Annotated in this window: 23 protein-coding genes; 10 read left to right on the forward strand and 13 right to left on the reverse strand. The window is 61.1% G+C overall.

Going from position 1 to position 23,465, the window contains the following annotated elements; genetic code table 11:
- Positions 1 to 3: 3 nt before the first annotated feature.
- The gene (locus PSH97_RS12230) at positions 4 to 930 is read left to right on the forward strand and encodes a LysR substrate-binding domain-containing protein (RefSeq protein ID WP_305449394.1); all 927 of its coding nucleotides are present in this window, start codon (positions 4 to 6) and stop codon (positions 928 to 930) included.
- Here PSH97_RS12230 and PSH97_RS12235 read toward each other — a convergent pair.
- The 6 genes from PSH97_RS12235 to PSH97_RS12260 form a co-directional block, all read right to left on the reverse strand.
- The gene (locus PSH97_RS12235) at positions 920 to 1,261 is read right to left on the reverse strand and encodes a hypothetical protein (protein ID WP_305449395.1); all 342 of its coding nucleotides are present in this window, start codon (positions 1,259 to 1,261) and stop codon (positions 920 to 922) included. The genes PSH97_RS12230 and PSH97_RS12235 overlap by 11 nt on opposite strands.
- A gap of 129 nt (positions 1,262 to 1,390) precedes the next feature.
- A complete protein-coding gene (locus PSH97_RS12240; RefSeq protein ID WP_007937620.1) occupies positions 1,391 to 2,410 on the reverse strand; it encodes a branched-chain amino acid aminotransferase in 1,020 nt (339 codons plus the stop codon).
- A 243-nt stretch (positions 2,411 to 2,653) separates the two neighbouring features.
- Complete coding sequence (gene lpdA / locus PSH97_RS12245; protein ID WP_305449396.1) at positions 2,654 to 4,036, reverse strand: dihydrolipoyl dehydrogenase; 1,383 nt, start codon at positions 4,034 to 4,036, stop codon at positions 2,654 to 2,656.
- A 3-nt stretch (positions 4,037 to 4,039) separates the two neighbouring features.
- Positions 4,040 to 5,308, reverse strand: a complete 1,269-nt coding sequence (locus PSH97_RS12250) for a dihydrolipoamide acetyltransferase family protein (RefSeq protein WP_305449397.1) — start codon at positions 5,306 to 5,308, stop codon at positions 4,040 to 4,042.
- Positions 5,309 to 6,367 (reverse strand): alpha-ketoacid dehydrogenase subunit beta, encoded by a 1,059-nt coding sequence (locus tag PSH97_RS12255; protein WP_305449398.1) that lies wholly within the window; start codon positions 6,365 to 6,367, stop codon positions 5,309 to 5,311.
- Position 6,368: 1 nt separating this feature from the next.
- Positions 6,369 to 7,604 (reverse strand): 3-methyl-2-oxobutanoate dehydrogenase (2-methylpropanoyl-transferring) subunit alpha, encoded by a 1,236-nt coding sequence (locus tag PSH97_RS12260; protein ID WP_305449399.1) that lies wholly within the window; start codon positions 7,602 to 7,604, stop codon positions 6,369 to 6,371.
- Between the two features lie 185 nt (positions 7,605 to 7,789).
- On the opposite strand from PSH97_RS12260, the gene bkdR reads away from it, so the two are divergent.
- Positions 7,790 to 8,278, forward strand: a complete 489-nt coding sequence (bkdR, locus tag PSH97_RS12265; protein WP_017339472.1) for a Bkd operon transcriptional regulator BkdR — start codon at positions 7,790 to 7,792, stop codon at positions 8,276 to 8,278.
- 121 nt (positions 8,279 to 8,399) lie between these two features.
- Here bkdR and PSH97_RS12270 read toward each other — a convergent pair whose 3' ends face one another.
- Complete coding sequence (locus PSH97_RS12270; RefSeq protein ID WP_305449400.1) at positions 8,400 to 9,263, reverse strand: MBL fold metallo-hydrolase; 864 nt, start codon at positions 9,261 to 9,263, stop codon at positions 8,400 to 8,402.
- 163 nt (positions 9,264 to 9,426) lie between these two features.
- Between PSH97_RS12270 and PSH97_RS12275 the strand changes: the two genes are divergently transcribed.
- From PSH97_RS12275 to nahK, 4 genes are all read left to right on the forward strand, one after another.
- Positions 9,427 to 10,233, forward strand: a complete 807-nt coding sequence (locus PSH97_RS12275; RefSeq protein WP_305449401.1) for a sulfite exporter TauE/SafE family protein — start codon at positions 9,427 to 9,429, stop codon at positions 10,231 to 10,233.
- Between the two features lie 209 nt (positions 10,234 to 10,442).
- The gene (locus PSH97_RS12280) at positions 10,443 to 11,627 is read left to right on the forward strand and encodes a porin (protein ID WP_305449402.1); all 1,185 of its coding nucleotides are present in this window, start codon (positions 10,443 to 10,445) and stop codon (positions 11,625 to 11,627) included.
- 271 nt (positions 11,628 to 11,898) lie between these two features.
- The gene (gene nosP, locus PSH97_RS12285; RefSeq protein ID WP_305449786.1) at positions 11,899 to 13,062 is read left to right on the forward strand and encodes a nitric oxide-sensing protein NosP; all 1,164 of its coding nucleotides are present in this window, start codon (positions 11,899 to 11,901) and stop codon (positions 13,060 to 13,062) included.
- Positions 12,992 to 15,625 (forward strand): hybrid sensor histidine kinase/response regulator NahK/ErcS', encoded by a 2,634-nt coding sequence (gene nahK / locus PSH97_RS12290; RefSeq protein WP_305449403.1) that lies wholly within the window; start codon positions 12,992 to 12,994, stop codon positions 15,623 to 15,625. The genes nosP and nahK overlap by 71 nt, the downstream gene beginning before the upstream one ends.
- Before the next feature lie 125 nt (positions 15,626 to 15,750).
- Here the strand turns inward: nahK and PSH97_RS12295 are convergent, their stop codons facing one another.
- The 6 genes from PSH97_RS12295 to PSH97_RS12320 form a co-directional block, all read right to left on the reverse strand.
- Positions 15,751 to 16,416, reverse strand: a complete 666-nt coding sequence (locus PSH97_RS12295) for a response regulator transcription factor (protein ID WP_030129370.1) — start codon at positions 16,414 to 16,416, stop codon at positions 15,751 to 15,753.
- A 57-nt stretch (positions 16,417 to 16,473) separates the two neighbouring features.
- Positions 16,474 to 17,031: a PQQ-dependent catabolism-associated CXXCW motif protein gene (locus tag PSH97_RS12300; RefSeq protein ID WP_305449404.1), complete on the reverse strand. Its 558-nt coding sequence runs from the start codon at positions 17,029 to 17,031 to the stop codon at positions 16,474 to 16,476.
- A 239-nt stretch (positions 17,032 to 17,270) separates the two neighbouring features.
- The gene (locus PSH97_RS12305) at positions 17,271 to 18,062 is read right to left on the reverse strand and encodes an ABC transporter permease (RefSeq protein ID WP_305449405.1); all 792 of its coding nucleotides are present in this window, start codon (positions 18,060 to 18,062) and stop codon (positions 17,271 to 17,273) included.
- A complete protein-coding gene (locus PSH97_RS12310; RefSeq protein WP_305449406.1) occupies positions 18,059 to 18,796 on the reverse strand; it encodes an ABC transporter ATP-binding protein in 738 nt (245 codons plus the stop codon). Before PSH97_RS12310 ends, PSH97_RS12305 begins: the two co-directional genes overlap by 4 nt.
- Complete coding sequence (locus PSH97_RS12315) at positions 18,793 to 19,752, reverse strand: YVTN family beta-propeller repeat protein (RefSeq protein WP_305449407.1); 960 nt, start codon at positions 19,750 to 19,752, stop codon at positions 18,793 to 18,795. Before PSH97_RS12315 ends, PSH97_RS12310 begins: the two co-directional genes overlap by 4 nt.
- A gap of 37 nt (positions 19,753 to 19,789) precedes the next feature.
- Positions 19,790 to 20,974 (reverse strand): ABC transporter substrate-binding protein, encoded by a 1,185-nt coding sequence (locus tag PSH97_RS12320; protein WP_305449408.1) that lies wholly within the window; start codon positions 20,972 to 20,974, stop codon positions 19,790 to 19,792.
- A 160-nt stretch (positions 20,975 to 21,134) separates the two neighbouring features.
- Between PSH97_RS12320 and PSH97_RS12325 the strand changes: the two genes are divergently transcribed.
- From PSH97_RS12325 to PSH97_RS12340, 4 genes are all read left to right on the forward strand, one after another.
- Positions 21,135 to 21,263, forward strand: coding sequence for a hypothetical protein (locus PSH97_RS12325; protein WP_305449409.1), 129 nt, complete (start codon positions 21,135 to 21,137; stop codon positions 21,261 to 21,263).
- A gap of 103 nt (positions 21,264 to 21,366) precedes the next feature.
- Positions 21,367 to 21,828 (forward strand): cytochrome c-550 PedF, encoded by a 462-nt coding sequence (gene pedF, locus PSH97_RS12330; RefSeq protein WP_052963467.1) that lies wholly within the window; start codon positions 21,367 to 21,369, stop codon positions 21,826 to 21,828.
- 3 nt (positions 21,829 to 21,831) lie between these two features.
- Positions 21,832 to 22,710, forward strand: a complete 879-nt coding sequence (locus tag PSH97_RS12335; RefSeq protein WP_305449410.1) for a substrate-binding periplasmic protein — start codon at positions 21,832 to 21,834, stop codon at positions 22,708 to 22,710.
- The gene (locus tag PSH97_RS12340) at positions 22,707 to 23,456 is read left to right on the forward strand and encodes a quinoprotein dehydrogenase-associated SoxYZ-like carrier (protein ID WP_305449411.1); all 750 of its coding nucleotides are present in this window, start codon (positions 22,707 to 22,709) and stop codon (positions 23,454 to 23,456) included. Before PSH97_RS12335 ends, PSH97_RS12340 begins: the two co-directional genes overlap by 4 nt.
- The last annotated feature ends 9 nt before the right edge of the window (positions 23,457 to 23,465 follow it).

Below are 23,465 nucleotides of genomic sequence, written 5' to 3' on the forward strand. Positions count from 1 at the left end.
CGCATGAAAAATCCACTACCGCCTCTTAACGCTGTTCGCGCCTTCGCCGTTGCTGCTCGTCATCAGAGCTTCAGCCTGGCGGCCGAAGAGCTGCATGTCAGCCACAGTGCCGTCAGCCGGCACATCAAATTGCTTGAGGAGTACTTGGGCGTGCTGTTGTTCGAGCGACGCATCCGTCAATCGGTGCTGACGCCGGCCGGCCAGCGCTTTTATGAGCAGGTCAGTGCCGGGCTGTCGCAGATCGCCAACGCCGCCGCTGCACTCAAGCAACATGCCTCGCTGCCTACCGTGAAGATCAATGTGCGCCCGTCCTTTGCCGTGCTTTGGCTGACGCCCAGGCTGGCGGATTTCATTGCGCAGCACCCCGGCATCAAACCGCAGGTGATTACTCAAACCCAGGCGCCCGATCAGGCACGCGACGGGTTCGATATCGTCATTCGCCGTGGTCGTGACGATTGGGCACCGGCGATTGAGGCGCGAGCACTGTTCGAAGACGAATTGTTGCTGGTCGCGGCGCCATCGCTGATCGAGCGCCTGCCGCTTGAAGACCTCACGTCCCTGAGCCGCCACACGTTACTGACCGCCAAGGCCCGCCGCGAAGACTGGCACAATTGGGCCATGCACTTTGACCAAAGTCAGTCAGCCGCTCAGGTCACCCGGCAGTTTGATCACATGCACCTGGTGCTTCAGGCCGCCGTGGAGGGACAGGGCCTTGCCTTGTGCCCGACCTCTTTGCTGGGCAACCATCTTTTGAGCGGACAGCTGATCTGCCCGTTGCCCGAGTTGCGCATGCCGTTGCCGCGTTATTACTACGGTGTCGCGCCGGAGGTGACGGCGCATACACGGGTCTTTGTGGAGTGGTTGTTTGCCCGCATTGCTCAGGATGAACTGCGTTGGCAAACACCTCGTGCTGTGACCGCTACGCCCTGAAATCCCAGACTATTTCCACCACCCGCACCGCGAGCACCAGATAAACCAGACCCAGGATGATCTGGAGCGCCGTGTGATACGGCAACCTGGACAGCCGACGTATTCCGTCGCTGACATTGAGCAGCATCAGTACTGCCGACACCAGGATCAGCCCCCAACCAGCGAGGCTTGAAGCGAACAGTCCCATAAACACGTGATGGCCGCCGTGCAACGCGTTGGTGCCCGCCGCGAACAGCAGGGCGCACACCAGCAGGTTCTTGATGTTGTCGAACACTTGCGTGGTGAAGTCTGTTTCCAGCAAGGCCAGATACTTTCGCCAGAGTTTTCCCATGGTTTTGGTGATACCTGTTGATGGCTGTTGGCAAGTCTAGTGACGTTTTCCACGAAACGCGGACGAAAAAAAGCCCGGCCTTCAACGTGAAGGCCGGGCTTTTGTGTTCAAACGGACAGTCGTGTCAGATCAAACCTTGACGATCCAGCCCGCTGGCGCCTCGATGTCGCCAGTCTGTACACCGGTCAGCTCTTTGTAGAGCTTCTGGGTGACCGGGCCGACTTCGGTTTCGCTGTGGAACACGTGCAGCTTGTCGTTGTAGCTGATGCCGCCGATCGGGGTGATCACCGCGGCGGTGCCGCAAGCGCCGGCTTCCTTGAAGTCGGACAGCTTGTCGATGAACACGTCACCTTCGACCACTTCCAGACCCAGACGGGTTTTAGCCAGCTCGATCAACGACAGACGGGTGATGCCCGGCAACACCGAAGGGGAATTCGGGGTGACGAACTTGTTGTCGTGGGTGATCCCGAAGAAGTTGGCCGAGCCGACTTCTTCGATTTTGGTGTGGGTCATCGGGTCCAGGTAGATGGCGTCGGCGAAGTGCGCCTTCTTGGCCTGGGAGCCTGGCATCAGGCTGGCGGCGTAGTTGCCACCGACCTTGGCCGCGCCGGTGCCTTGTGGGGCGGCACGGTCGTAGCTGGAGATCAGGAAGTTGTGCGGGGTCAGGCCGCCCTTGAAGTAGGCACCGACCGGGATGCAGAAGATCGAGAAGATGAACTCGGGCGCGGTACGCACGCCGATGTTGTCACCCACGCCGATCACGAACGGGCGCAGGTACAGCGCGCCGCCGGTGCCGTAAGGCGGAATGAAACGCTCATTGGCGCGGACCACGTCCTTGCACGCTTCGATGAACTGTTCGGTGGACACTTGCGGCATCAGCAGGCGCGCGCAGCTGCGTTGCATGCGTGCGGCGTTCTGGTCCGGGCGGAACAGGTTGATCGAACCGTCCTTGCAACGGTAGGCCTTCAGGCCTTCGAAGCACTGCTGGCCATAGTGAAGGGCAGTGGAGCCTTCGCTGATGTGCAGCACGTTGTCTTCGGTCAGGGTGCCTTTGTCCCACTCGCCATTACGCCAGTGCGACAGATAGCGCTTGTCTGTCTTGATGTAGTCAAAACCCAGCTTGTCCCAATTGATGCTTTCGTTACCCATGACACCCTCTATCACTTAACAACCGTCGAAACGGTTCAAGGCTTCTGACATTTTTCTGGATGGGGACAACAATACTTCATTCCGGGCCCATTTCGCAGCCCGGATTGCAGTTACTGATCGTACTGATCGTTCCCACGCTCCGCGTGGGAATGCAGCCCGGGACGCTCCGCGTCCCAAAGCGGACGCGGAGCGTCCATTGAGGCATTCCCACGCGGAGCGTGGGAACGATCAATCAGGTCCGGTTTACAGGTGCAACGCGTGGCCCAAAGCACGCAACGCAGCTTCCTGCACCGCCTCGCCGAGCGTCGGATGTGCGTGGATGGTGCCGGCGATGTCTTCCAGACGAGCGCCCATTTCCAGGCTCTGGCCGAACGCCGTCGACAACTCCGACACGCCTACACCGACAGCTTGCCAGCCGACGATCACATGATTGTCACGGCGCGCCACGACTCGCACGAAGCCGCTTTTCGACTCCAGCGTCATCGCCCGGCCATTGGCGGCGAACGGGAAGCTGGACACGATGCAGTCCAGCTCCGAAGCCTTGGCCTCGTCCGGGGTCTTGCCGACCACCACCAGTTCCGGGTCGGTGAAGCACACGGCGGCGATGGCGGTCGGGTTGAATTCGCGGTGTTTGCCGCTGATCAGTTCGGCGACCATCTCGCCCTGAGCCATGGCCCGGTGGGCGAGCATCGGTTCGCCGCTCAAGTCGCCGATGGCGTAGACGTTGCGCATGCTGGTCTGGCAACGGTTGTCGATCTTGATCGCCGAACCGTTCATGTCCAGATTCAAGGCTTCGAGGTTCCAGCCTTGAGTGTTGGGTTTGCGACCAACGGCCACCAGTACCTGATCGGTTGCAAGATTCAGGATGTCGCCGTTCGGGTCACGAACTTGCAGCGTATTTCTTTGTGAATCAAAGCCTTCGACGCTGTGTTTCAAGTAAAGCTTCACATCGAGTTGCTTGAGTGCTTCATGCACCGGATGGGTCAGTTCGGCATCGTAGGCCGGCAGGATACGATCCTGCGCCTCGACCACGCTGACCTCGGCGCCGAGCTTGCGATAGGCGATCCCCAGCTCCAGACCGATGTAACCGCCACCGACCACGACCAACCGCTTAGGCACGCTTTTCGGCGCCAGCGCTTCGGTGGAGGAGATGATCGGCCCGCCAATCGGCAGCATCGGCAGGTTGACGCTTTTCGAACCGGTGGCCAGCACCAGGTGCTCACACTGAATGCGCGTATCGCCAACTTCGACAGTCTTGCCGTCGACCACTTTGGCCCAGCCTTGAATGACTTGGACCTTGTGCTTCTTTAATAGCGCCGAGACGCCAGTGGTCAGGCGATCAACAATGCCGTCCTTCCATTCGACGCTCTTGCCGATGTCCAGGGTCGGCGCCGACACGCTGATGCCCAACGCCGAGTATTGGCTGTGATGTTGTGTCTGGTGGAACTGTTCGGCGACGTGAATCAATGCCTTCGATGGAATGCAACCGATGTTCAGGCAGGTGCCGCCCAAGGATTCGCCTTCCACCAGAATGGTCGAAATGCCAAGCTGACCAGCACGGATCGCCGTCACATAACCGCCGGGGCCGCCGCCAATGATCAGCAGTGTGGTGTTCAAAATCTGCATGTCTTACTCCACAAACAAGGTGGCGGGTTGTTCGAGCAAGCCACGGATGGCCTGGATGAATTGCGCCGCGTCCATGCCATCGACCACGCGGTGATCGAAGGAGCTGGAGAGGTTCATCATCTTGCGAATCACGATCTGGCCTTTGACGACCATCGGCCGTTCGACGATTTTGTTCACGCCGACGATCGCCACTTCCGGCAGGTTCAGCACCGGGGTGCTGACGATGCCACCCAGGGCTCCGAGGCTGGTCAGGGTGATGGTCGAGCCGGACAGTTCATCGCGGCTGGCCTTGCCAGTGCGTGCGGCGGTGGCAAGACGGGAGATTTCTGCGGCGCTGTCCCACAGGCTCCGGGCTTCGGCGTGACGCACCACCGGCACCATCAAACCGATGTCGGCTTGGGTGGCGACGCCCACATGCACCGCGCCGAGACGGGTGATGACTTGCGCTTCGTCGTCGTAACGGGCGTTGATCTGCGGGAAGTCGCGCAGAGCCACGACCAATGCGCGGACCAAGAACGGCAGCAAGGTCAGCTTGCCGCGGGTCGCGCCGTGTTTTTCGTTCAGGTGTGCGCGCAGTTCTTCGACGGCGGTGACGTCGATTTCTTCGACGTAGCTGAAGTGGGCAGCGCGCTGGGTGGCGTCCTGCATGCGCTGGGCGATCTTGCGGCGCATGCCGATTACCGGGATTTGCTGTTCGTCGTTGCGCTGGGCGTAAGCGGCGGTGGCGGTCGATGCGTTCGACTGACCCTGAGCCAGATAAGCTTCGAGGTCTTCGTGCAGAATCCGCCCGGCAGGGCCGCTGCCACGCACAAGACGCAATTGAATACCGAGGTCCAGCGCATGTTTGCGCACGGCCGGGGAGGCCAGCGGACGCTCATCGGCCTCGCGGGCAACCATCGGGCCTTGGCACACGGCGGCCGGACGAGGTGCCGCAACCGGTTTACTTTCAACAACGGCTTCAATTTTAGGCGCTGCAACGGGGGCTTCTTTAACCGCTACTGGCTGAGCCGACTCTTTAACGTTGCCCGCGCCTTCGACTTCGATGCTGATCAGGATGCTGCCAACCGCCATGACTTCGCCAGGCTGGCCGCCCAGGGCAATCACCTTGCCATGTACCGGGGACGGAATGTCGACCATCGCCTTGTCGGTCATGACATCGGCCAGCACCTGATCCTCGACGACCATGTCGCCGACCTTGACGTGCCACTGCGACAATTCAACTTCTGCAATGCCTTCGCCAATGTCCGGCATCTTAATAACGTGCGTGCCCATTCAGACCTCCATAACCCGATGCAAAGCCGCGCCCACACGGGACGGACCAGGGAAATACGCCCACTCTTGCGCGTGCGGGTAGGGAGTGTCCCAACCGGTGACGCGCTCGATCGGCGCTTCCAGGTAGTGGAAGCAATGCTCTTGCACCAAGGCGACCAGTTCGGCGCCGAAACCGCAGGTGCGGGTCGCTTCGTGAACGATCACGCAACGGCCGGTTTTCTTCACTGACTTGACGATGGTGTCCAGGTCCAGCGGCCACAGGCTGCGCAGGTCGATGACTTCGGCGTCGATGTCGGTTTCTTCAGCGGCGACTTGCGACACATAAACCGTGGTGCCGTAGGTCAGGATGGTCACGTCCTTGCCCGGACGGGTGATGGCGGCGACATCCAGCGGCACGGTGTAGTAACCGTCTGGCACCTGTGCGGCCGGGTGTTTCGACCACGGGGTTACCGGACGTTCGTGGTGACCGTCGAACGGGCCGTTGTACAGGCGCTTTGGCTCGAGGAAGATCACCGGGTCATCGTTTTCGATGGAGGCGATCAACAGGCCTTTGGCGTCGTAAGGGTTGGACGGCATGACGGTACGCAAACCGCAGACCTGGGTGAACATCGCCTCGATGCTCTGGCTGTGGGTCTGACCGCCATAGATGCCGCCACCGCATGGCATGCGCAGGGTCATCGGCGCGGTGAACTCGCCGGCCGAGCGATAACGCAGGCGTGCTGCTTCGGAAATGATCTGGTCCGACGCCGGGTACACGTAGTCGGCGAACTGGATCTCGGCCACCGGCCGCAAACCGTAAGCGCCCATGCCCACGGCGACGCCAACGATGCCGCTTTCGGAGATCGGTGCGTCGAATACACGGGAGGTGCCGTACTTGTTCTGCAGGCCTTCGGTGCAACGGAACACGCCGCCGAAGTAGCCCACGTCCTGGCCGAACACCACGACGTTGTCGTCACGCTCAAGCATCACATCCATGGCCGAGCGCAGGGCCTGGATCATGGTCATGGTGGTCGTGGTCATGGCGGTTTCCAACTCGATTTTGTTGTTGTGATCGTTCATGTCAGATCCCCAACTCTTGACGCTGGCGCTTCAAGTGCTCCGGCATCTCTTTGTAGACGTCTTCGAACATGGTCGCGGCGCTCGGAATCTGGCCGCCGGCGAGGGTGCCGTACTGCTCGGCTTCTTTCTGCGCGGCGATCACTTCGGCTTCCAGCTCGGCGCTGACCGCGACGTGTTCCTCTTCGGACCACTGACCGATTTTGATCAGGTGCTGCTTGAGGCGCGCAATCGGGTCGCCCAACGGGAAGTGGCTCCAGTCGTCGGCAGGACGGTATTTGGACGGATCATCAGACGTCGAGTGCGGGCCGGCGCGGTAGGTGACCCATTCGATCATGGTCGGGCCGAGGTTGCGGCGCGCGCGTTCGGCGGCCCAGGAGGAAGCAGCGTACACCGCGACAAAATCGTTGCCATCGACCCGCAGGGAAGCGATGCCGCAACCGACGCCGCGTCCGGCGAAGGTGGTGGCTTCACCACCGGCAATCGCCTGGAAGGTCGAGATCGCCCACTGGTTGTTGACCACGTTGAGGATCACCGGCGCACGGTAGACGTGGGCGAAGGTGAGGGCAGTGTGGAAGTCCGATTCAGCGGTGGCGCCGTCGCCGATCCAGGCCGAGGCGATTTTGGTGTCGCCCTTGATCGCCGAAGCCATGCCCCAGCCCACGGCCTGAACGAATTGAGTGGCGAGGTTGCCGGAAATGGTGAAGAAACCGGCATCTTTTACCGAATACATGATTGGCAACTGACGACCCTTGAGCGGATCGCGCTCGTTGGACAGCAGTTGGCAGATCAGGTCCACCAGCGGCACTTCGCGGGCCATCAGGATGCTTTGTTGACGGTAGGTGGGGAAGCACATGTCGTCGATGTTCAAGGCCAGGGCCTGGGCGCTGCCGATGGCTTCTTCGCCAAGGCTTTGCATGTAGAACGACATTTTTTTCTGACGCTGGGCGACCACCATGCGGTTGTCGAAAATCCGCGTCTTGAGCATGGCTCGCATGCCTTTACGCAGGATCTCGACGGGTACGCCTTCAGCCCACGGGCCGAGGGCATTGCCCTGGTCGTCGAGCACGCGAATCAGGCCTTTGGCCAGGTCGGCGGTGTCGGCCGGTTCAACGTCAATTGGGGGTTTGCGCACCAAGCCTGCGTCAGTCAGATGCAGGTAGGAGAAGTCGGTTTTGCAGCCGGGGCGGCCCGAAGGTTCGGGAACGTGCAGGCGCAGCGGTTCGTACGCTTGGTTCATGGCTTCTACGCTCGATCTTGTGAATTTCTTGTAGTGAGCTGGCAGTCATTCTTCGGTAAAAGAATTCTTGTCCTACAACAATCATAGGCCGGCCCAAGAAGAATATTTCTCTCTGTTTCGTTGCGCCTGAGGTCATTTGAGGATAAAAAATCTGCATAAACATAAAAAACAGGTGGTTTTGTCTCATGCGCAAACTGGACCGTACCGATATCGGCATTCTCAACAGCCTTCAGGAGAACGCGCGCATCACCAACGCCGACCTCGCGCGTTCGGTGAACCTGTCGCCGACGCCGTGCTTCAATCGGGTCAAGGCGATGGAAGAATTAGGGCTGATTCGTGAGCAAGTGACCCTGCTGGATGCCGACCTGCTGGGGCTGCATGTGAACGTGTTCATTCACGTCAGCCTGGAGAAACAGGTGGAGGAGGCGTTGCAGCATTTCGAAGAGGCGATCTCGGATCGCCCGGAAGTGATGGAGTGCTATTTGATGGCCGGCGACCCGGACTACCTGATCCGCGTGCTGGTGCCGACCATTCAGTCGCTGGAGCGCTTCATGATGGACTTTTTGACCAAGGTGCCGGGGGTGGCGAACATCCGTTCGAGCTTTGCGCTCAAGCAAGTGCGCTACAAGACGGCGTTGCCGTTGCCGGCAAATGGCCTGACCCTGGCCAACTGATCGTTCCCACGCTCCGCGTGGGAATGCCGCCAGGGACGCTCCGCGTTCCGCTTCCGGATGTGACGCAGAGCGTCACGGGATGCATTCCCACGCGGAGCGTGGGAACGATCGATGGCGTGGGTCAGAGTTGGTTCAGGGGGATCTTCAGGTAAGTCACGCCATTCTCTTCCGCCGGCGGCAAATTCCCCGCCCGTACATTTACCTGAATCGCCGGCAACAACAACGTCGGCATGCCCAACCCGGTATCGCGCCGGGTGCGCATGGCGACGAATGCGGCCTCATCAATGCCATCGTGAATATGAATATTGCTTTTGCGCTGCTCGCCAACCGTGCTCTGGCATTGCGGGGCGCGACCCGGGGGCGGGTAATCGTGGCAGACGTAAAGCCGCACGCTGGCGGGAAAGGCCAACAGTTTGTGGATCGAGGCAAACATCTGGTTGGCGTTGCCGCCGGGGAAGTCGCAGCGCGCAGTGCCGACGTCTGGCATGAACAACGTATCGCCCACCAGAATCACATCGCCGTCGATCAAATAAGCCATGTCCGCCGGGGTGTGCCCGGGAACGTGCAGGGCCGTGGCCTTGAGATTGCCGATTCGGAATGACTCGTCCGGCGCGAACAGGTGATCAAACTGTGAACCATCGACGCTAAATCCTGGTTCGAGGTTGAACAGCGTCTTGAACACTCCCTGAACCTTGCTGATCGACTCACCAATCGCAATCTTGCCCCCCAGTTCCCGACGCAAATAAGGCGCGGCGGACAGGTGATCGGCATGGGCGTGGGTTTCCAGCAGCCATTGCACCTGCAACTGGTGTTCGCGCACGAAGGCTATGATTTTGTCAGCCTGGACGGTCGCGGTGCGCCCGGCGGCGGGGTCGTAATCCAGCACCGGGTCGACAATCGCGCAGTGCCCGCCATCGTGTTCGTAGATGACGTAGCTGTAAGTCGACGAGGCGGGGTCGAGGAAGGCTTCAATCAAGGCGGGCATGGTGGCCGTTTCTGTTTGGACAAGCCTTGAGGGTAGTTTCATTTTCCCTGCGTTGACCAGCCCCGCATCAATTCAATTAATGAAAAAAACTGTGCGGGCTCTATCCTGTCACTCAATCGATACCGGGCGTCCCCGGCCTTTTTTCGCGGATCATGAGTGTTTTATGTTGCTGGCAAGTTTTTTTGGCCTGGTCATGGGCCTGGTGCTCGGTTTGACTGGCGCCGGTGGCGGTATTCTTGCAGTGCCGGCTCTGGTGCTCGGGCTGGGTCTGACCATGACCCAGGCGGCGCCGGTCGCGTTGTTCGCGGTGGGCAGTGCGGCGGCGATCGGTGCGGTCGACGGTTTGCGCCATGGCCTGGTGCGCTATCGCGCGGCGCTGTTGATTGCTTTGCTCGGCGCGGTGTTTGCGCCGGTGGGTATCTACTTCGCCCATCAGTTGCCGGAAAAGATTCTGAAGGTGCTGTTCAGTTTGCTGATGATCATGGTGGCCTGGCGGATGCTGCGCCCGGAAAAGCTCGACGACGGCCCCAGCGATCACGGCCATGCCAATTGGGGCCAGAAAAACTGCATGCTCGATCAGCAGACCGGGCGTTTTTCCTGGACCGCCAAATGTACCGCGACCCTCGCCGCCCTCGGTGCGGTGACCGGCGTCGTCTCGGGGCTGCTCGGGGTCGGTGGTGGTTTTCTGATTGTGCCGGCGTTCAAGCAACTGACCGATGTGCAGATGCGCGGGATCGTCGCCACGTCGTTGATGGTGATCAGCCTGATCTCGGTGATCGGGGTGATCGGCGCGTTTCACGCCGGGGTACGTATCGATGGTTTGGGCGGGTCGTTCATTGTCGCCAGCATCGTCGGGATGATCCTCGGTCGAAAACTCTGCGCGCGGGTGCCGGCCCGGGGACTGCAGATCGGCTTCGCCAGCATCTGCGTGGTGGTCGCCGCTTACATGCTGTTTAGAGCGCTCGCCTGACATGCACCGGTTCCTGTGGACGCCAGTCGGGTCCACAGGCTTACACCCTAAGTTCCGAGCCTGGCCAGCGGGCGGTCTTACACCAAACTTGCTGCGCGCTACCGGCCAGCCCAAAGCACCTGACAACCGCCCCCAAGGCAGCGTATGACGCCGCCGGTCAGCTTTCGATAATCGCCTCCGACATCAAGTCCCCCGTTGCGGAGCGCGCCATGCACAACAATAAGAACTTCAAGCATCGTTTCTTGCCGGCCTTCATCGCCAGTCTGTCATCCCTGGGTTTGAGCTCAATGGCCGAGGCCGAGATCATGCTGTACGACAAGGACCAGACCACGTTCTCCACGGATGGCTACATCAACGCCTTCTATGTGAACAGCGACGTGGACCGGGCTGGCGAGCAGTACGACCGGCGTCAGGCGCGGGTGAAGATGGGGTTTCTGCCCAACTACCTGGGTTTCAACATGGGCAAGCAGGTCGATGACCTCAAGCTCGGCGCCCGCGCCTCGTTCTGGGTGACCATCAACGACAGCGAAACCAACGGTACCGACACCGCCATCGACGTGCGGCAGTTCTACGGCACAGTGGCCAACCCGGAGTGGGGCGAGGTGCTGATCGGCAAGGACTTCGGCCTGTTTGCCCGCTCCAACATCCTGCTCGACGAATTGCTCGCCGGTTATGGTCAAGTCAGCGATACGTTGGGCCTGGTGGACGGCGGCGGGGTGTCGTTCGGCAACATCGGCAGCGGTTACCCGTACCCGTTCCCGACGTCGCAGATTACCTATCGCACCCCGGTGATGGACGGTTTGCGGGTGGCGGTGGGGATCATGGACCCGGTCGACACCAACGACAGCAGCGCAACCGGCAAGGCCTATCAGGAGAACCCTCGCACCGAGAGCGAGATCACCTATCAGTTCGACGTCGGCGGGGCGAAGATTTATAGCTGGCTCAACGGCAGCTACCAGACTTCGGACAACACCGACTCAAGCGTCGAGTCCGTCACCTCCAAAGGCGTCGGTTACGGCGTGCAGGCGAAGATGGGCGGGCTGTCGCTGACCGGCTCCGGTTTCCAGGCCAAGGGCATCAACCCGTTCTTCACCAACAACGCCGGCGAACCGACCCTGCGCAATGTCGACAGCGACGGTTACCTGTTGCAGGGCTCCTACAAACTGGGCAAGAACCGACTGGCACTGTCTTACGGCAAGACCGAGGACGACGGCAACGGCGTGGTGGGCAGCGGTGCCGATTACGAGACTCGCGGCGTTGCGCTGTTCCATGACGTCAACGACAACCTCAAGCTGGTGGCCGAGTACAACCAGTTCGAAATCAACGGCCACGACACCAGCGCCCAGAATGAAGACACCGATACGTTTGCGGTGGGGGCGGTGTTGACCTGGTAGGGGCTGACTAACCACTACTTGTGGTGAGGGAGCTTGCTCCCGTTGGGTCGCGAAGCGGCCCCGATTCTGGTCGCGCATCGGCCAGTATTAGGGGACTGCTTCGCAGTCCAGCGGGAGCAAGCTCCCTCGCCACAATTGCGCTGGTGCGCCATTAATCAGACCCTCATTCTCATCCCATCGAACCACCCACCCACTACCCAAGTAGCATTCGTCGCAACCCGCTGACTTCGTACACTCGTGCCTCATACAGGCGCACCGGCGAGGGGCAATGATGCAGCAGGTTCACAACGACGGTGTAGTCAGTGCCATGTCCCTGGCCACCGATGCCCAGCAAGCGGCCCAGGACCTGGCGCGACAACTGTTGCACCCGCATTTGGGCTTCGTGCTGTTCTTCTGTTCCGCCGAGTACGACTTGCAGGCGCTGGGCCAGGCGTTGCAGCAGAGCTTCGGCGGCATTCGCCTGGTGGGCTGCACCAGTGCCGGCGAAATCACCCCTCAAGGTTATGGCCGTAGTTGCGTGACGGCGGTGGGTTTCGATCATCGACACTTTTCCATCTCCACCGAATTGATCGACGAGATGGAGCATTTCAGCCTGATTGATGCCCAGCAAATGGTCGAGCGTCTGGTCAGTGGTTGTCGCAGCAACACCCTGGCGCCGATCAAGGGCAACAGCTTTGCCCTGACCTTGCTCGATGGTTTGTCCAGCCGTGAAGAAATGGTGCTTGCTGCCTTGAGCGCGGCGTTGGGCGACATTCCGCATTTCGGCGGTTCGGCCGGCGACGACAACTACCTGACCCACACCCACGTGTATTTCGGCGGCGAGTTTCACAGCGGCGCGGCGGTGGTGGTGCTGGTCAATACCTGGCTGGACTTCGAAGTGTTCACCACCCATCACATCCTGCCCAGGGTCGAAAAACTGGTGGTCACCGCCGCCGACAGCGCCTCGCGTCGGGTGTTCGAACTCAACGCCGAACCCGCCGCCGAAGAGTACGCCCGGCACATCGGTGTCGCGGTGGCCGATCTCGATTATCGGGTCTTTGCCGCGCACCCGTTGGCAGTGCGGATCAATGATCAGTACTACGTGCGGGCGATCCAGCAGGTTCATCCGGACCTGAGCCTGAGTTTCTACTGCGCGGTGGAAAACGGCATCGTCCTTACCGTCATGCGCCCCGGCCCCATGCTGCCGAACCTGCAAAACCTGTTCGACGGTTTGCAGGAACGTCTCGGCGACCTGTTGTTGACCATCGGCTGCGACTGTTTTCTCAGGCGCCTGGAACTGGAAGATGCCGGCAGTCTCGAGCAGATCGGCGCGTTCCTGCGGGAGCAACGGGTGATGGGTTTCAATACCTACGGAGAACAGTTCAATGGCATGCACATCAACCAGACCTTCACCGGGGTTGCCATTGCCCGAGGACGCGCCCCTGGACAGCGCTGACCTTCAGGCGCAGATCGCCAGCCTGCGCCACGAAAACCACAAACTGCAGCGCATCAATGGCGCGCTGATCGAGCGCATCGAGTCCGGCATCACCCGGGGCAACGACCCGTATGCGGCGTTCCAGCATTCGGTAGTGCTGGCCGAGCAGGTGCGTGAGCGCACCGATGCCTTGAACCAGGCCATGGCCGAACTCAAGGCCGGCAATCACTTGCTCAGCGAAGCGCGGTTGCGGGCCGAAACCGCCCACCAACACTTGATCGACGCCATCGAAAGCATCTCCGACGCCTTTGTGCTGTTCGATGCCGAGCAGCGAATCGTGCTGTTCAACAGCCGCTTCAAGGCGTTCTGGGGCAACAGCCGGGTGCGGATCAACGCCGGGATGCGCCTGCGCGAGGTCAAACGCTTGATGACCTCGACCGGGCTGTTCAGCGAAGAGCCCCGGGGGCATGCCGATGAAAACCTGCTCTACCGCCTGCACAACGGGCGCTGGCTGCAAGTCAGTGAACGGCCGACCCAGGAAGGCGGGCGGGTGATCCTGTTCACCGACATTACCGACGTCAAACTCAGCGAAACCCTGCGCCGCGAGCAGGCCGTGGCGCAAAAGTCGCACCTGTTGCAACGGGCGGTCGACAACCTGTCCCAAGGGGTGGCGATGGTCAACGCCGAGGGCATTCTGGAACTGTGGAACCGACGCTTTCTGGAACTCAGCGGCCTGGCTCCGGTGGCGGCCCATCGGCCGTTCGCCGAGGTGATTGCCGACAGCGAACTGAACCTGTTGACCCCGGCCAGTCGCGATGCCAACGGGCGGCAGGTGCAGGAATGCGAGCAGCGCCTCTGCGATGGCCGGGTGCTGGAAATCCGCACCCATCCGTTGCCCACCGGCGGCTTCGTCAACACCTTCACCGACATCACCGAACGCTATCGGCACGCCGAAGCCCTGAGCGAAAGCGAACGCTGGATTCGTCTGATCACTGACCACGTGCCGGCGCTGATCGCCTACCTGAATGCCGATCTGGTGTATGAGTTCACCAATAAAGTCTATGAAGAATGGTACTGCTGGCCCCGGGGCGTGATGCTCGGGCAGAGCCTGCGCGAAGTCCACAGCGAACAGCACTATCAGCGCCTGGAGGCCTACGTGGCTCGGGCCCTGGCCGGCGAAAGCGTGACGTTCGAGTTCGCCGAAACCAATATCAACAATCAGGAGCGCTACATGCTGCGCTCCTACGTGCCCAATCGCCTGGCCACCGGGGAAGTGGTGGGGATTTTCGTGTTGATCCGCGACATCACCGAGCGCCGCCGCACCGCCGAGGCGCTGCATCAGGCTTATCAGAACCTTGAATTGCGGGTGCGCGAACGCACCACCGAACTGACCACCCTCAATGACCAATTGCTGCGCGAAATCGACGAGCGTCGCCGCGTGGAATCACGCTTGCGCGAGGCCAAGCTCGAGGCCGAGCAGGCCAACCTGTCGAAAACCAAGTTTCTCGCGGCGGTCAGCCACGACCTGCTGCAACCGCTCAACGCCGCGCGGCTGTTTACCAGCGCCTTGCTGGAACGCCGGGAGCCGGTGGCCAACGAGAATCTGGTGCGCAACGTCAGCAATTCCCTGGAAGACGTGGAAAACCTGCTGGGCACGCTGGTGGACATTTCGAAACTGGATGCCGGGGTGATCAAGGCTGACATTGCGCCGTTTGCCCTCAGCGAATTGCTGGAAAACCTCGCCGCCGAATACACCCAGGTGGCCCGCAGTGAAGGCCTTGAGCTGCATTTCATCCCGTGTTCGGCGCTGGTACGCAGCGACATTCAGTTGCTCGCGCGGATCCTGCGCAACCTGCTGAGCAACGCCATTCGCTATACCTACAGCGGGCGCGTGGTGCTTGGCTGCCGACGTCATCATCAGCGGCTGACCATCGAAGTCTGGGACAGCGGCATGGGCATTGCCGAAAACCGCCTGGAGGAGATTTTTCAGGAGTTCAAACGCGGTGACGTGCAACGCCCGGATCAGGATCGCGGTTTGGGGCTGGGTTTGGCGATTGTCGAGAAAATCGCCCGTATTCTTGGTCATCGCATTCATGTGCGTTCATGGCCGGGCAAAGGCTCGATGTTTTCCGTCGAAGTGCCTTTGAGCGCCACGGCGCCGAAGGCGTTACCGAATTTGTTGATGAGTGAACCGATGCTCGAGCGTCTGCGCGGTGCCCGGGTGTGGGTGCTGGACAACGACGCGGCCATTTGCGCCGGGATGCGCACCTTGCTCGAAGGCTGGGGTTGCCGGGTGGTCACGGCGCTGTCGGAGGAAGACCTGGCGCGGCAAGTGGACAACTATCACGACGAAGCCGACCTGCTGATTGCCGACTATCACCTGGATGACGAGAAGAATGGTGTCGACGCCGTGGCCCGGATCAACGCCCGCCGCGCCTCGGCGATCCCGGCGATGATGATCACCGCCAACTACAGCAACGAACTCAAACAGCAGATCCGCGAACTGGGCCACACCCTGATGCACAAACCGGTGCGGCCGATGAAACTCAAGACGGCGATGAGTCATTTGCTCGGCAGGCCTTGAGTTTTCTTTGATCGTTCCCACGCTCTGCGTGGGAATGCCTCAATGGACGCTCTGCGTCCGCTTCTGGGACGCGGAGCGTCCCGGGCTGCATTCCCACGCGGAGCGTGGGAACGATCGATGTGAGCTCAACGCCGAAGATACGACCCGAAATCAATATCCCCGGCACTCAATATCGCCTGCACCCGATTGTGCACATTGAGTTTGCGCAAGATCGCCGAGACATGAGCCTTGACCGTGGTTTCGGCGATTTCCAGGGTGTAGGCGATCTGTTTGTTCGATTCACCTTTGGTCATGCGTTCCAGCACCAGCAACTGCTTGCGGGTCAGCGCCTGGAGCAATTCGGGCGGGAAGCTTGGGGTGTCATTCATCCGGCGATGGGTGGCGCTTTTTTGCGTGCGGATGATGTCCGGCGGCAGGTACACATTGCCATTGAGAATCTGCTGGATCGCCTCGGTCATCTGTACCCGCGGCGATGACTTGGTGATGAACCCCACTGCGCCATAGGTGATGGCTTGCAGCACGATCTGCTTGTCCTGTTCGGCCGAGACGATCACCACCGGAATGGTCGGCGCCTCGTTGCGCAGGTTGATCAGGCCATTGAGGCCGTGCATGCCAGGCATGTTCAGGTCGAGCAGGATCAGGTCCAGGTCATCGTGTTCCTGGGTCAGGGCCAGGGCACTGTCGAGGTCCGCGGTTTCCATGACCTCGCTGCCGGGGAAACCGTCGCTGATGACGTTATGAATGGCTTCGCGAAACAGCGGGTGATCGTCGGCAATCAGAATTTTGTACATGGCCTTTCACCTCATTATTTTTTTGATCAGGGTGTGGCAACAACGCAAGCGCTCAAGTCAGGGAAAGGGCTCGGGCCGGGCCGGCGTCAGGGGCAGATTTGCCGCTTGCCACGCATCCAGTCCGTCGCGGTACCAATACAGTGTTTTATAGCCCATGGAAGCGGCGCGTTTTACCGCGTTCCAGCTCAACCAGCAATCGGAACGGCAGTAAAAGACCAACGGTTGCGTCAGATCGCCCGCCGTCAATTGCTGCAGATGGCGCGAGAAATAATCCTGCCATGGGGGCGTCAGGTCGCCGTCACCGGTATTGGCCAGCCAATGGCTGCCGGGCAGGTTTTCGTGGGGCTCGTCTTCGATGAAACGGCCTTGCAGCCATTGCCGGCGGTAGACATCGATCAGCAGCGGTTGCGGCGTCTGCTTGAGCAGGTTTTGCAGGGCGGGGGTGTCGATGATACTCGCGCCCTGGAGCTGGGTCGGGGTCGGGCTGCGGTATAAACCGATGCGATAACCTTCGGCGGAGAACAGCGCTGTTTCGGCTTGCGCGGCGCCCAGCAACAGGCTCAACGACAGCGCGGCGAGAGAAGGGCGCAGCAGAACACATCGTGCACGCGGCATGGGGTTCAGTCCTTATAGTTATGAACCCATTACATGCCAGTAGCGGTGCGTTGTGAATGCGACGATAGACAGGTAAACCAGTACTAAAGTAGTAATTTTGCCCGTTGATCGTTCCCACGCTCTGCGTGGGAATGCAGCCAGGGACGCAAAGCGTCCCAAGAGCGGACGCAAAGCGTCCGGTGAGGCATTCCCACGCAGAGCGTGGGAACGATCCGGTTGCCGGGTGCTGATCGGAGTCGTCAGTTGGTTTTGCGCAGGGCCGCGTGCTGCGGGTTGAAGGTGAGCACGGCCAGCAGGGCAAACACCAGCGTCAACCCCACACACACCGCCAGCGCGACCGGATTGAAGCGTTCATACAGCGCAAACCGCACCAGTTCCACCGCATGCGTAAACGGGTTCAAGGCACACAGCCAATACAACCACTCGCTGGAATCGCGCATTTTCCACAGCGGATACAGCGCCGACGACAGGAAAAACAGTGGGAAGATCACGAAATTCATCACCCCGGCAAAGTTCTCCAGTTGGCGGATGGCGTTGGACAGCAACAGGCCCAGCGCACTGAGCATCAACGCCACCAGTAGCAATGCTGGCAAGGCCAGCAACAACCCCATGGCCGGCGGTTGCACGCCGTACAGCCAGGCAATCGCGAGAAAGGCGTACACCTGCAACAGCGAAATCAGCGACGTCGCCAGCAATTTGCTGCACAGCAAGAAGGTGCGGGGCAGGGGGCTGGTCAGCAGCACGCGCATGCTGCCCATCTCCCGGTCATACACCATCGACAACGAACCTTGCATGCCATTGAACAACAGGATCATGCAGGCCAAGCCCGGGATGATGTAAACCTCATAGGGAATGTAAGTGTCGTAGGGCTCGATTATGGCGATGCCCAGCGCCGCGCGAAAACCGGCGGCGAACACCAGCAGCCACAGCAACGGCCGCACCAGCGCGCTGAGAAACCGCGTGCGCTGCAACACAAAGCGCAGCCATTCGCGCAGCACGATTCCGCTGAAACATTGCCAGTAAGCGTTCATTGGACGACTGCCCCTGAGGAGGTGGTCAGGTGAGCGAAGGCCGATCCGAGGTCGCCGCCATGTTCCAGGCTCAGTGCATCAGCCTGCCCGCTGGCCACCAGACGGCCTTGATGCAGGATCAGCAAGTCGTCGCTGGGCTGCACTTCATCCAACAGATGAGTAGTCCAGAGCACGCTGATGTTCTGCTCGCGACACAGGCTGCGGATGTGCTGGTTGAGCGCCAGGCGGCTGGCCGGGTCGAGGCCGACGCTCGCCTCGTCGAGCAACAACAGGCTTGGCTCGTGCAGTAACGCGCGGGCGATTTCCACCCGCCGGCGGTGGCCGCCATTGAGTTCGCGCACCCGTTCGCGACGGCGTTCGGTGAGGGCCTGGCGTGCCAGTTCGGCGTCGACCCGCAGCCCGGTCTGGCGTCGTGACAGACCATGCAGCGCGGCGTGATAACGCAGGTTTTGCTCGACGCTGAGGTCCAGATCCAAAGTGCTTTGCTGGAATACCACACCCAATTGCTTGAGCGCCGGGCGTGCTGCGTCGCGCAACGAATAGCCGCCGACCCGAATATCACCACGTTGCAGATCATAGAGGCGGGTGAGCAGGGCGATCAGGGTGGATTTGCCCGCGCCATTGGGCCCAAGCAGCGCCGCAAAACGCCCCGGTGCCAGGCTGAAACTCACCTGGCGCAAGGCCTCGCGCGCGCCGTAGGCGAAACTCAGGCCGCTGACCTCGAGGGCGTTCATGGCGTCACCACCACGCCCCACGGATAGCGCCCGACCTTCACCGATTTGCTGACCTTGAGGCTGGCAACATCGATCACCGACACATCGCCACTGACGCCGTTGGTGGCCAGCAACTGCCGTTGATCCGGGGTGAACGCCATCTGCCAGACCCGTCGGCCTACCAACAGGTAATCAAGTATCTCGAAGGTCTTGGCGTCGATCACCGCCACATGGTTGGCCGGGCCGAGGGCGACGAAACCGTACTTGCCGTCGGCGCTGAGTTTGATTCCCACCGGCTGGACTTTGTCCGGGTGTACGCCCTTGATCTGGAAGGTCAGGGTCTTGAGGATCTTGCGGCTGGTGACATCGAGAATCGTCACCGTGCCGCCGATTTCCGCCGAAGCCCAGAGCTGCGAGCCATCGGGATTGAATTCGACGAAGCGCGGCCGCTGATCGACCAGGGTGTTGTCGGCCAGGGTCTGGGTGCTGGTGTCGATCCAGTGCAGCATGTTGGTGGTTTCACTGGTGTTCACCGCCCACTTGCCATCGGGGCTGACGGCCATGCCCTCGGGCTCGACGCCGACGTTGATCTGCCCGAGCACTTTGGAAGTTTCGGTGTCGATCACCGTCACCAGCGCATCGTCCTCGTTGGAGACGTACAACCAGCGATTGTTGGGGTGCAGGGCGAATTGCTCAGGGTCCTTGCCCGAGGGCAGTTCCTTGATGATCTTGCGCGTGGCGACGTCCATCACCTGGACCCGGTCCGAATCGCTGGCGCAGATGTAGAGCAGTTTGTTGTCGTGGGACAGCAACAGGCCACGCGGGCGCTGGCCGACGGGCAGGGTGTCGGTGACTTGCAGGGTCTGCATGTCGATCAGGCTCAGGCTGTTGTCCTTTTCGTTGGAGACCCAGGCGGTGCTGGCAGCGGCGTGCCCGGCGGCGAGCAGCAGGGCGCAGGAAAGCAGGGTGCGGCGCATGGCAGATTCCTTATTGTTGTTGTCGTGAAAAAGGCGATCAGAGAAAGCGGCAGCTAACCTCGGCTTTGTCGTAACCCAGGCTGTCCATTTCATTGACGGGGTGCAGGAAACCGTCTTGCGGCGAGGTGCTGACCAGCGCCCGGGGTTGCACGATGGGAATCGGCTGGCGCAACTGACCGTTCCACGGCCGATAACTGAGCTTGCGACCCTTGAAGCCGTCCAGCGGCAATTGATCGCTGATTTCAAGCGTACGAATCGCCATGGCATCGGCCTGACGCAGTTTGCCCACCGCACTGGCGATGCTGCGCACGGCCATCCAGGCGGCGAAATCCCGGTCGTTCATCCAGCGCCCGGCCAGGGCTTCGAAGCGTTTCTGCAACTGCGCGGCGCCGTAGGTTTCCACGGTCTTGTGCCAGCCCACCGGGGTCAGGCCCTGGGTGCCGGCGACCGGCCGTGGATACCAGGTCTGGTAGGGCACGTACTCGCCGAAGTCACCGCGTTCATCGGCCACCAGCACCACGTCGTACTCGGCGGTCTGGGTGAACAGCGGCATGTCGGTCTGGGCGCTGCGGCGCTGGTCGTTATCGAAGCTCCAGGCTTTTTCCGCCACCAGTTGCAGGCCGAAACGTTTGGCCGCCCGCCGCAGGGCGGCGGCATAGGCTTGATCGTCCGCAGTGGGGCCGACGATCAGCAGCGCCCGTTGCCATTTACGCAGCACCAGAAATTGCGCCAGAGCATCGGCCAGCATCGCGCGGCTTGGCAGGCTGTGCAGCACGTTCGGCAGGCAGTCGGTGCTGCGCAGGCTGTCATCCGGGCTGCCGGCATTGAACAGCAGACTGTCGGGTAGCACGGCGCTGAGTCGGCGCAGGGTTTCCACCGGTGCATTCACCACAAACAGGCGCAGGCCCTGTTCGTGTTGGGTTTTGGCCACTTCGATCAGCGCATCCGGATTGTCGACGCTCGCGCTGACCAGGTTGTAGCTGTGATTGAGAAAGCGCCCGGTACTGTTGCTGTCGGTGATCGCCAGTTCGGCGCCCCGCAGGCCGGCATCGGTAGGTTCGGGAATAACGTTCGACAGCAACGGGCCCGGGTCGGGGCGATAACCCAGGTAGCCGATTCGCACCTGCAACGGCGCATCCGCCGCCTGACTCTGGGTCGCCACCCCGGCGGCGCAGGCAATCGCCAGCAGGTAGATCAAGGCGTAAGGGGCGAGCTGGCGCATAAAGGCACTCCATCACAGGTAGCGTCAGCATAGGAACCCTGGGCGGGCGGGGAAATATGCAGAAAGTACCGATGGGCCAGTACCAAGGTAGTAACTCACCCCGGGCGGCGCGGTTTTAGCATGGGCTACAACGGCCATCACTCAAGGGGGGAGATTGACCATGCGAATTCTCAAAGCACTGCTCCTGCCGTTTTTGCTGATCCTGACCCTGATCGGCGTCGACAAGCTTCACGGCGCGCGCCCCGTATTGGGTGGGCCTGCGCCACAAGCCCTACTACCAAGGGAGTAGGCCGCGACCACCAAAGCAGCATGGGGTTGGCGCAAAGCCGTTCCTAAGATGGGTGCCATAGCCTCTTCAAAGAGGTTTTGCGTGCAATCTTGAGGGCATAACAATGACAACAAAACGCAACGCCTTGCTCGTTGCCGGACTGCTGGCCGGTTTTATCAGCGCAGGTTCCGTCTGGGCCCACGGCAACGTGGTACCCCAAGCCGTCGAAACCCAGGGACTGACGCCGATCAAGGATGCCGGTGTGCAGGTCGATGCCGATGGTTGGGCGGCGGCAAACCCTTATCGTTCCTCCCCGGAACGGGATAAAGCCGTGCAAATCGGCTCTTCGGCCTACAACCAGAACTGCGCGGCCTGTCATGGCCTGGAAGCCAAGTCCGGCGGCATCGCCCCTGACTTGCGCATGCTCGACGTCGGCGAGGCCGGTGATGAATGGTTCGTCGAACGTGTGCGCCATGGCGCCGTGCGTGACGGCCGGGTGTACATGCCGAAGATGGCCGACTACTTGAGTCAGGAAGCCTTGTGGGCGGTGCGCACCTACCTGGACAGCGTGCACGTCGAGGAGTGACCCATGCGCCTGCTCGCGGTGTTGATCAGCGCTGTGTGGCTGTGCTGCCAGGCAGCGCAGGCACAGGTCCGGACCTATGACGAAATGATCGCCGCCGCCGAGCTGAAAGTCGCGGTCTACAAGGATTTCGCCCCCTACAGTTTCGAAGACGCCGGCCAGCCTCGCGGGGTCGATGTTGAACTCGCCCAGGCCTTGGCCAAGGCCATGGGAGTACGCCTGAAACTGATCTGGGCACCCGCCGGGGAGAAGCTCGACGACGACTTGCGCGATTACATCTGGCGGGCCAGTCAGCTGCACAATCAGCAACTGGCCGACCTGATGATGCGCGTGCCCTATGACCGCGATTACTCACAAAAACGCAATGAACTGGGCGAACTGGAAAACGGCCATGTGGTGATGTTCGGGCCGTACCAGACCGAACAATGGCAAGTGGCTTATGACCGTCGTCGGCTTGACTCGGTGGCCAGTGTCGCGGTGTTCCAGCAGCACCCGATCGGCGTCGAAGTCGACAGCGTGCCCTCGTTTTACCTGACCTCGGCGTTTAACGGCATGCTCGCCGCCAAGACTCGCCACTATCCAGGCGTGCCTCAGGCGTTTGCCGCGATGAAGGCCGGTGAAGTCGACGCGGTGATGGCCATGCGCGGGGAGATCGACTGGCAAGTTCATCAGGCCGCCGACCCGCAAGTGGCGCTGGCGGAAAACGCCTATCCGAACATGGGCAAGCAGCTTTGGGAGATCGGCATGGCGGTGCATGAAAGCAACCGGCAACTGGCCTATGCCGTTGAAGAGGCGCTGGAAGCGTTGATTCTCGAGGGCACGGTCAAAAGCATTTATGCCCATTATGGCCTGCGGTATGACGTACCCGAGATGTATCAACAATGAACTGGCGCGCGCGTTGGCTGTTGGCCTGTTGGTTGCCCTTGGCCGCGCAGGCGGTTGAAGTCGATCCGGTGCCCTCGGTGATGTGGGCGTTCTATCACAAGCAGATGCTCGGCGACGCACCATTCGTGTTCGACGAGCGGGTCAAGTTGCTCGCGCCGCCGTTTGCCGAAGACGCCCGGCAAGTGCCGCTGGAAATCGATGCCCGGGCGTTCAAGGGCGAGGTGGTGCGAATCCTCGCCTGGGCCGAGCTCAATCCACTGCCGAAAATCGTCGACTTCGAACCCTTGACCGGTGTGCTGCCATGGCTGTCGATCCGCATCCGCGTTGAACAGGCCACGCCATTGCGCGCGGCGGTACTGACCCGCGACGGCCTGTGGCATGTCGGCTCGACCCTGATCGACGCGGCGGGCGGTGGCTGCACGGCGCCAAGCGTGGTGCGCACCCAGCCGGGCTGGGAAGAACGCATCGGCGAAGTGCTCGGCGGTCGTTATCCCCGTGGTGAGTTCAGTCGCGTGCGTTTGCAGGTGGCGCATCCAATGGATAACGGCATGGTCGGCGGCATCCCGGAGTTCTTCATCAATCACGCAGAGCTGCGCGATCAAAATGATCAACTGCTGGCGCGTCTGGAGTTATTCCCGGCGGTCAGCGAAAACCCCAACCTGGCTTTCGACATCGAAGGCGCAGGGCAGACGCGCCTGATGCTGCGCGACAACAGCGGCAATCAATTCGATGCGGCCATACCCTGACCCAAGGAG

Source organism: Pseudomonas cucumis (assembly GCF_030687935.1).
Classification (GTDB): Bacteria; Pseudomonadota; Gammaproteobacteria; order Pseudomonadales; family Pseudomonadaceae; genus Aquipseudomonas; species Aquipseudomonas cucumis.

Bases quoted from the DNA above. Each gene is read 5' to 3' on its own strand.
- PSH97_RS12230 (WP_305449394.1), top strand. From the start codon at position 4: ATGAAAAATCCACTACCGCCTCTTAACGCTGTTCGCGCCTTCGCCGTT.
- PSH97_RS12235 (WP_305449395.1), bottom strand. From the start codon at position 1,261: ATGGGAAAACTCTGGCGAAAGTATCTGGCCTTGCTGGAAACAGACTTC.
- PSH97_RS12240 (WP_007937620.1), bottom strand. From the start codon at position 2,410: ATGGGTAACGAAAGCATCAATTGGGACAAGCTGGGTTTTGACTACATC.
- lpdA (WP_305449396.1), bottom strand. From the start codon at position 4,036: ATGCAGATTTTGAACACCACACTGCTGATCATTGGCGGCGGCCCCGGC.
- PSH97_RS12250 (WP_305449397.1), bottom strand. From the start codon at position 5,308: ATGGGCACGCACGTTATTAAGATGCCGGACATTGGCGAAGGCATTGCA.
- PSH97_RS12255 (WP_305449398.1), bottom strand. From the start codon at position 6,367: ATGAACGATCACAACAACAAAATCGAGTTGGAAACCGCCATGACCACG.
- PSH97_RS12260 (WP_305449399.1), bottom strand. From the start codon at position 7,604: ATGAACCAAGCGTACGAACCGCTGCGCCTGCACGTTCCCGAACCTTCG.
- bkdR (WP_017339472.1), top strand. From the start codon at position 7,790: ATGCGCAAACTGGACCGTACCGATATCGGCATTCTCAACAGCCTTCAG.
- PSH97_RS12270 (WP_305449400.1), bottom strand. From the start codon at position 9,263: ATGCCCGCCTTGATTGAAGCCTTCCTCGACCCCGCCTCGTCGACTTAC.
- PSH97_RS12275 (WP_305449401.1), top strand. From the start codon at position 9,427: ATGTTGCTGGCAAGTTTTTTTGGCCTGGTCATGGGCCTGGTGCTCGGT.
- PSH97_RS12280 (WP_305449402.1), top strand. From the start codon at position 10,443: ATGCACAACAATAAGAACTTCAAGCATCGTTTCTTGCCGGCCTTCATC.
- nosP (WP_305449786.1), top strand. From the start codon at position 11,899: ATGCAGCAGGTTCACAACGACGGTGTAGTCAGTGCCATGTCCCTGGCC.
- nahK (WP_305449403.1), top strand. From the start codon at position 12,992: ATGGCATGCACATCAACCAGACCTTCACCGGGGTTGCCATTGCCCGAG.
- PSH97_RS12295 (WP_030129370.1), bottom strand. From the start codon at position 16,416: ATGTACAAAATTCTGATTGCCGACGATCACCCGCTGTTTCGCGAAGCC.
- PSH97_RS12300 (WP_305449404.1), bottom strand. From the start codon at position 17,031: ATGCCGCGTGCACGATGTGTTCTGCTGCGCCCTTCTCTCGCCGCGCTG.
- PSH97_RS12305 (WP_305449405.1), bottom strand. From the start codon at position 18,062: ATGAACGCTTACTGGCAATGTTTCAGCGGAATCGTGCTGCGCGAATGG.
- PSH97_RS12310 (WP_305449406.1), bottom strand. From the start codon at position 18,796: ATGAACGCCCTCGAGGTCAGCGGCCTGAGTTTCGCCTACGGCGCGCGC.
- PSH97_RS12315 (WP_305449407.1), bottom strand. From the start codon at position 19,752: ATGCGCCGCACCCTGCTTTCCTGCGCCCTGCTGCTCGCCGCCGGGCAC.
- PSH97_RS12320 (WP_305449408.1), bottom strand. From the start codon at position 20,974: ATGCGCCAGCTCGCCCCTTACGCCTTGATCTACCTGCTGGCGATTGCC.
- PSH97_RS12325 (WP_305449409.1), top strand. From the start codon at position 21,135: ATGCGAATTCTCAAAGCACTGCTCCTGCCGTTTTTGCTGATCCTGACC.
- pedF (WP_052963467.1), top strand. From the start codon at position 21,367: ATGACAACAAAACGCAACGCCTTGCTCGTTGCCGGACTGCTGGCCGGT.
- PSH97_RS12335 (WP_305449410.1), top strand. From the start codon at position 21,832: ATGCGCCTGCTCGCGGTGTTGATCAGCGCTGTGTGGCTGTGCTGCCAG.
- PSH97_RS12340 (WP_305449411.1), top strand. From the start codon at position 22,707: ATGAACTGGCGCGCGCGTTGGCTGTTGGCCTGTTGGTTGCCCTTGGCC.